The organism is uncultured Cardiobacterium sp. (assembly GCF_938028185.1).
GTDB lineage: Bacteria > Pseudomonadota > Gammaproteobacteria > Cardiobacteriales > Cardiobacteriaceae > Cardiobacterium.
Genome location: NZ_CALJAH010000448.1, coordinates 1 through 2,676, shown reverse-complemented (window position 1 = coordinate 2,676; position 2,676 = coordinate 1). Strand labels below are relative to the sequence as shown.

Genomic DNA, 2,676 nt, shown 5'->3' with positions numbered 1-2,676 from the left:
GCGGCCATTTCGACGACATCGCCGCGCGCACCGCCGCCGCCATCAACTGGCTCGCCCGTGACGATTGACCGCACGCATATTGCGAACCATTCCCAAAAAACCTATCATCACGCCTCCATTCACCCACAGGAAAACCCATGAAAAAAACCCTCCTCACCGCAGCGCTCTTGCTGGCAACCACCGCCCAGGCGGCTGACTTCAGCATTGAAGTCACCATCCCCGACATCAAAAGCAGCGAATACCACCGCCCCTACGTCGCCGTTTGGGTCGAAGACAGCGACAAAAAGCTGGTCGAGCACCTGAGCCTGTGGTACTTCATTAAGGGCAAGGCGGACAATCCGCAGGAAGGCCTCAAATACCTGAAAGAATTGCGCAACTGGTGGCGCAAGGGCGGGCGCAGCCTGAAGCCGCTGCCCGACGCCATCACCGGCGCCACGCAAAAGCCAGGCAAGCACACCATCGAAATCAAGTCCGACGACCCGCGTCTTGCCAAGCTGAAAGACGGCAGCTACACCCTGATGATTGAAGCCGTGCGCGAAGAAGGCGGCATCGAAGCGGTCAGCATCCCCTTCACCCTGCCGGTCAAGGAAAAAACCGAAGCCAAGGCTAGCGGCAAGAGCGAACTCGGCGAAATCACCCTCACCATTGCCCCATAACCGGAGATTCCCATGAAACGTACCCATCTCGCCGCCCTCGTCCTGCTGGTAAGCGGCTTTGCTAGCGCGCACAACGTCTGGATTCGTCCCAGCAGCACCCAGCTTTCCGGCGAAAAAGACTACGTCACCATTGACAGCGGCGCGTCCGATTTCCCCTTTGACGTCAACCACAATGGCCGACCGACCGAAAACCTGCACGCCTACGCCCCGGACGGCAAGGAAATCGAAAAAGAAAACCTGACCAAGGGCAAACTGCGCAGCAGCTACGACGCCAAGCTGAGCCAGCAAGGCACACACCGCTTCGTGGACCAGCAGGAATACATTCAGTTCAACTACGGCGAAGGCGACCCCAAACCGCGCTGGCGCGGCACGCCGGAGCAGTACCAGAAAGAAAAACCCATCCCCGACCAAAAACACGAAAACTACCGCCACCGCAGCCTGGAAGCGGAAACCTTCGCCACCCTCGGCGAGCCGACGGCGGAGGCCATCAAGCCCGCTGCCAAGGGGCTGGACATCGAATACCTGACCCACCCGAACGAACTCTACGCCGGGGAAAAGGCGCAGTTCCGCGTGGTCTTTGACGGCAAGCCGCTGGCGAATGCGCGGGTACGCCTCGCCAAAGACGGAATGCGCTACCGCAGCCACGAATTTACCGAGCTGAAAACCGACGCCGACGGCATCGTCACCATCGACTGGCCGGAAGCCGGGCTGTACTGGCTCAACACCGAACACGAAGTGCCGAGCGACGTCGTCAAGGACACGCCGCACCTCTACGATTACAGCGTCGGCCTGGAAGTGCTGCCGCTTTAAGCGCCCGCGCTTCTCCCAATAAGAACCTGTTTAGAGTTTGCGGGTGAAATTCCCCCTCCCCTGCAGGGCGAAGCCCGCAGCGGGGGAGGGTCGGGGTGGGGGTGAGCGATATTGCTCATGAACTGAATTTCCTGTTTTTCAATGATTTTTCTGCCCTCACCCCAACCCCTCTCCCAAAGGGACTGGAACAGCTCGCGCAGCGACAAGCATTGCTTGCGAAGCAAGAGAGAGGCTTATCCGCCGAATGGTAAACAGTCCCTAAAAACCCGCCGCACGAAGCGCAAAAAACATCCGCTGCGACTGCGTACAATCCGCCTCATCTTGGCCGGGATGCCCAAACCTTCAATCAAGGAGCATCCCATGAACAAAACCCTCACCGTCGCCCTGATACTGGCGACCCTCCCCGCCGTCCGCGCGGCTGATAACACCGAAATCCGCCTCGGCCTCGCCACGGGCATCGCCCCGGAATACCCCGGCAGCGACCGCTACCGCGCCAGCGTCAACAAAAACCCCGTCCCGGCATTGCCGACCCTCAGCATCCAGCGCGGCGCATGGTTTCTCGACAGCGCCCGTGGCATTGGCGGCGAATACCTCAACGAAAACAGCGGCAGCTACGCCAGCGCCGCGCTCAATTACGACCCCGGCCGCCGCGAAAAAAGCAAAAACAAAGACCGCTCGCTGCGCGGCATGGGCGACGTCAAGGCGGGCGCCGCGTTGCAACTGCGCGCCGCGCAACACCTCACGCCGCAAATCGCCCTGACCGCCGCCGCCAATTTCCGCCTGAGCGGGCAGAAACACCACGGCAACGACTACCGCCTTAGCGTCTCCGGCAAGGTCTGGCAAAGCGACAGCGACAGCATCACCCTCGCCGCCGACCTGCGCCTCGCCGACCGCGACTACCAGCAGACCTATTTTGGCGTTACCCCGGCACAAAGCGCGCGCAACGGCTACCGCACCTACCAGCCGAAAGCGGGCGTGTACGGCTACGGCGCCTCGGCGGGCTGGATGCTCCAGTTCAACGAAAACTGGTCGGCGGGCATCGGCATCGAGGCACTGCAACTGGCGGGCAAGGCGAAAAACAGCCCGCTGGTCAGGAAAAAACACAAATCAGCGGCGGCGCGCAGGTGCAGTACCGCTTTTAGAGCCTGTTTAGAGTCTGCGGGTAAAAGCGAAATTCCCCCTCCCCCGCAGGGCGAAGCCCGCAGCGGGG

At 61.2% G+C, this 2,676-nt stretch carries 3 protein-coding genes; all 3 read left to right on the top strand.

Annotation, left to right across the window (positions count from 1 at the left end; genetic code table 11):
• The first annotated feature begins 137 nt into the window (after positions 1–137).
• Positions 138–656 carry a DUF2271 domain-containing protein gene (locus tag Q0349_RS13015; protein WP_298081446.1) on the top strand — a complete coding sequence of 173 codons (519 nt, stop codon included), beginning with the start codon at positions 138–140 and terminating at the stop codon, positions 654–656.
• Positions 657–668: 12 nt separating this feature from the next.
• Positions 669–1,466, top strand: a complete 798-nt coding sequence (locus Q0349_RS13010) for a DUF4198 domain-containing protein (protein WP_298081445.1) — start codon at positions 669–671, stop codon at positions 1,464–1,466.
• Between the two features lie 360 nt (positions 1,467–1,826).
• Positions 1,827–2,676, top strand: an 850-nt coding sequence (locus Q0349_RS13005; RefSeq protein ID WP_298081444.1) for a MipA/OmpV family protein, incomplete at its 3' end; no start/stop codon positions are given.

What these genes read in the sequence shown, in the direction of transcription:
- Q0349_RS13015 (WP_298081446.1), top strand. Translation starts at nt 138, where the DNA reads ATGAAAAAAACCCTCCTCACCGCAGCGCTCTTGCTGGCAACCACCGCC.
- Q0349_RS13010 (WP_298081445.1), top strand. Translation starts at nt 669, where the DNA reads ATGAAACGTACCCATCTCGCCGCCCTCGTCCTGCTGGTAAGCGGCTTT.